Below are 3866 nucleotides of genomic sequence, written 5' to 3' on the forward strand. Positions count from 1 at the left end.
GTATTCCAAGACTAAAAACAAGGTGAAGCAAGGCGTTTAGCTGCCGAGCACTAATGGACTTTGGACTTTGATGCGCTTCTTAGCATCGAAGGTCAAAGTCACTTAGGCATAGGCTGCTGCCTTGCGGAACCAGACTAAACAAGGTGAAGCAAGGCGTTTAGCAGCCGAGCACTAATGGCCTTTGGACTTTGATGCGCTTCTTAGCATCGAAGGTCAAAGTCACTTAGCAGCCGAATATTCTCGGAACAGAAACTCATGGTGTACGATTTAGACTATGAGTTTTTTCTTTGCGCCAAATTGTTTTCACCAAAAAAGGCTGAGGTTGAGGAAATAATTCCTGACCCCAGCCTTTTTATCAACTCTCACTGCCGTAACCAAAAGACTCTTTATCATATCTATCTTCCACTAAAATACCATTGTGAAAAGCATCCTATGCTTTTAGGATAATATACTTCATAATTCTCGGCAAATTATTTAACTTGAAGACCCTGATTCCCATTAGTTAAACGAACTGCCTTTTAAAGGAATATCACTTTCCTGCTGGACAACAAGGTTGTCTTGGATCAGATTGATCAAGCCGTCATAACTATGCTCGAAATAATAACGATCAGGCCTTCTGACTTGCTCAAGTTCCTTGACGATCTGAATAATTTTTTGCGGGTCTTTTTCGGTCGTATGCTGGACGTAATTCAGATCCTCAAACCAGTTATAGTATGAAGTGCTGGCCTTACCATAACTATTATCAAACACTAGGCATGGTGTCTGTGTGATCACTGAAAAAATCATCCCATGCAGCCGATCGGTGATCACAACCTTAGCCTTCCGCAATTCGTCGAGTTTATCGGTAAAGAGCTGCCAACGCTCATTTAATCGCAGGGGGGATTTGCTAGGATCATTTTCCTGCCCATCGCCTGCTTTAAAGGGAACGACCGTGTCAGTCTGTTCAACTTCTTGTCCCATCTTAGTCAGCTGTTCTGTCAATTTGGCTAAGAGATCATCTTCTGTGACTTTTTCATCATCATGCCGCATAACTAAGAGAATGCCTTCTCGCTTAACGTCGCCTGGCAACGGATCTAAGGTCATGACCATATCGCCGGTAAATAAAACATTATTATCAAAATACTGCTGAAACCGCCGGAAGGTCTGGGTTTCTCGTGCGCAAAGGGTCAAATTGGGATTTTTGCCGTAGGCTGCTTGACTGAGCCCCAATTCGCGCTGTCCCTGGGCAGTCTGAGCGAAATTAACTGATTGCGGAAAGGAAATAGTCAGATTATTGACAAAGGTCCCAAAAACTTTGCGCCGCGCGCGTTCATGATTGAGGTAATAACTGCCGATATTGCCGCCGCCAATAAAGCCGACCATGTCACTGGAGCGAACTTCCGGTAAAAGTTCAGCAATTGCTTGATCCGTTTGCGGTTCCGTGATCTCGATATACTGCAGCTGGGGGAAATACCTTTGAAAAAAGAGCTTCTGCGCGAAGCCGATCATCTGATCCCCCAGGTTATTGTAAGTCGGGATCCCGAACATGAAGAATCGCTGCTGGTTGCGGGGCAATCGCTGCAAAAATTCTGTCAAACTTAGTCTTCCTTGCGCGTAATCTAAATTCCAACGTTCTGCTTGTTTTTCCAGCTCGACTGACATTGAACACCACTCCTTCCACGACATCTTAACAAAATAAATCTGCTCATTTTGATAACTATAAAAAAGGTTCAAGCAGAAATTCAATCAAAACAAATTTCTGTTACTAAAGCACATTATAACTTAAGGAATCCGTTAAATTCCAATGATAGGGGTTTCAAACTCTGTCGCCTCCAAAACCGTGCTGACCTTTCGTTAGCCGCCAGTCGCTTAATTTCAGCTATACTTATCGAAATATAACCCGTTTTGCTTGTACTAACGTTAAAAGAATCTATAATGAGAGCTGTAAGGGTTACCATATTTTAAGGAGGAAGATATTATTATGAATCAAAAGTACGATTATCCCAAGACGCGCGAGCAGCTAAATCAACTAGTCGCGGACCTGTCTCAGATCCAGACCAGCGTCCATCAAGTTCACTGGTATATGCGGGGCAAGCAATTCTTCAATTTACACCCGCAAATGGACGAATTTAACGAAGATTTTGCCGATGAACTCGACCAAGTTGCTGAGCGTCTGATCGCATTAAACGGCGCTCCTTATGCAACGACCCATGAATTCATCGAACATACTGGTCTGCCTGATGACAAAATCACTTTTGGTCAATATACTTTGCCTGAACTAATGCAGCGTTTAGTCACTCAGTTTAGATATGTGCGTGACCAGTTCCAAAAGGCGATCGAAGTAACTGATGAAGAAAACGACCAGCCAACTCAAGACATGATCAATGGCTTTAAGTCCGATTTGGACAAGAAAATCTGGATGTTATCAGCCTACCTTGACCAAGGTCCGTTTGACGGCGAATAAAGCACAAGATAGAAACACTGGCTAAAGTCTTAGTATTGCTTTGCTGTTCAAAAAAATATTTTCTGAAATGCCAACAATGTTTTGGCTGAGTCGCTAGAATCTGGCAAAATAGTATCCAGATGCGACGGATGTGGATACTACTCAGTTCCAGGCAAATACTTCTCTAAAAGTTCAGTATTGGTGCAAAATCTCGTTGGACCATGTTTTTATTTTCAAACAAAATACTTCCAGTTTGCTAAAAATAACACGGAGATTTCTTCTGGTTTAAGAAAGCTCCGTGTTATTTCTTTGTTCTATTTTAAGTTGCGAAAATCAGTTTTTATACTAAAAAATTACCCAACAGCCTGACCCTGATCGAGTTGAGCAATCAGTGTCATTTCTTCCGGTGTGAGCTCAAAGTCAAATACCGCACTATTTTCAGCGATCCGAGCTGCATGCGTTGACTTCGGGATCACGATCTCACCGAGCTGCAGATGCCAGCGTAAAATAACTTGGGCTGTGCTCTTTTCATGTGCCTGCGCGATCGCGGCGATCGTCGGGTCCTGTAAGGCACCGTTTTGCGCCCGCCCCAAAGGACTCCAAGACTCATAGGCGATCCCCAACTCGGTTAATAGCTGATGCAGCTCAGGCCTTTGATAATAAGGGTGAGTCTCAACTTGATCCACGGCTGGCTTGACCCGGGCATTCGTCAATAGGTTGGCCAGGTCATCTTTTTCGAAATTCGAAACACCGATCGCGCGAACCTTCCCGTCTTCATAAAGATCTTCTAAAGCGCGCCATTTTTCCAGATAACCTTCCGTTGGCCAGTGGATCAAATACAGGTCCAAGTACTCTGTCCCCAACTTTTTTAGGCTTTCTGCAAAAGCCGCTTTAGTTTCATCATAAGTGGTCACATCGTTCCAGACTTTGGACGTCACAAAATATTCGTCTCGTTTAAGTCCGCTGTCGGCTAAGACCTGACCGAGCTCTTTTTCATTCCGGTATAATGCTGCCGTATCAAAATGCCGGTAACCATCTTTGATTGCGGCTTGAACCGCATCCTGTAAAACCTTCTGGTCTTCGATCTGAAAAACTCCCAAACCTAATTGCGGAATTTTCACGTCATTATTCAAGGTAATTTGTTCCATGCAGCATGCCTCCTTGCTGAGAGTTCATTTTAGAAGCAAGAGGCTCTATCGTCAAATATCTTGTTTGGTTCACCGGCTAAGTGTAAAGTTTTGGTTGGTTTTAAAAAATTAGGGCTTTTTCTTCTAGTTTGAAAGTTCACAATGTCGTGCAGGCTAAAAATAGTGCTTGCTTAATACCAAAAAGGACTATTATCCTTATACATGTAATCATCACAAAACATGAAAAGAGGATAATAGCCCCATGAATAATATTGTAGCTGAATTAGTCAAAATTTTAAAGAGTGAATCGTCTCTTC

The 3866-nt window shown here is 42.9% G+C and carries 3 protein-coding genes; 1 reads left to right on the top strand and 2 read right to left on the bottom strand.

The genetic code is table 11. The features are described from left to right. Positions 1-498: 498 nt before the first annotated feature. Positions 499-1641, bottom strand: a complete 1143-nt coding sequence (locus LFYK43_RS11880; protein WP_124978547.1) for a polysaccharide pyruvyl transferase family protein — start codon at positions 1639-1641, stop codon at positions 499-501. Positions 1642-1960: 319 nt separating this feature from the next. Here LFYK43_RS11880 and LFYK43_RS11885 point away from each other — a divergent pair, with 319 nt between their 5' ends. Continuing rightward, the gene (locus LFYK43_RS11885; protein ID WP_124978549.1) at positions 1961-2443 is read left to right on the top strand and encodes a Dps family protein; all 483 of its coding nucleotides are present in this window, start codon (positions 1961-1963) and stop codon (positions 2441-2443) included. A 332-nt stretch (positions 2444-2775) separates the two neighbouring features. On the opposite strand, the gene LFYK43_RS11890 is transcribed toward LFYK43_RS11885, so the two are convergent. Next, a complete protein-coding gene (locus LFYK43_RS11890; protein WP_124978551.1) occupies positions 2776-3570 on the bottom strand; it encodes an aldo/keto reductase in 795 nt (264 codons plus the stop codon). Between the last annotated feature and the right edge of the window lie 296 nt (positions 3571-3866).

The organism is Ligilactobacillus salitolerans (genome assembly GCF_003864415.1).
Taxonomy (GTDB): domain Bacteria; phylum Bacillota; class Bacilli; order Lactobacillales; family Lactobacillaceae; genus Ligilactobacillus; species Ligilactobacillus salitolerans.

Excerpts from the sequence above, each read along its gene's own strand:
- LFYK43_RS11880 (WP_124978547.1), bottom strand. The coding sequence starts at position 1,641 with ATGTCAGTCGAGCTGGAAAAACAAGCAGAACGTTGGAATTTAGATTAC.
- LFYK43_RS11885 (WP_124978549.1), top strand. The coding sequence starts at position 1,961 with ATGAATCAAAAGTACGATTATCCCAAGACGCGCGAGCAGCTAAATCAA.
- LFYK43_RS11890 (WP_124978551.1), bottom strand. The coding sequence starts at position 3,570 with ATGGAACAAATTACCTTGAATAATGACGTGAAAATTCCGCAATTAGGT.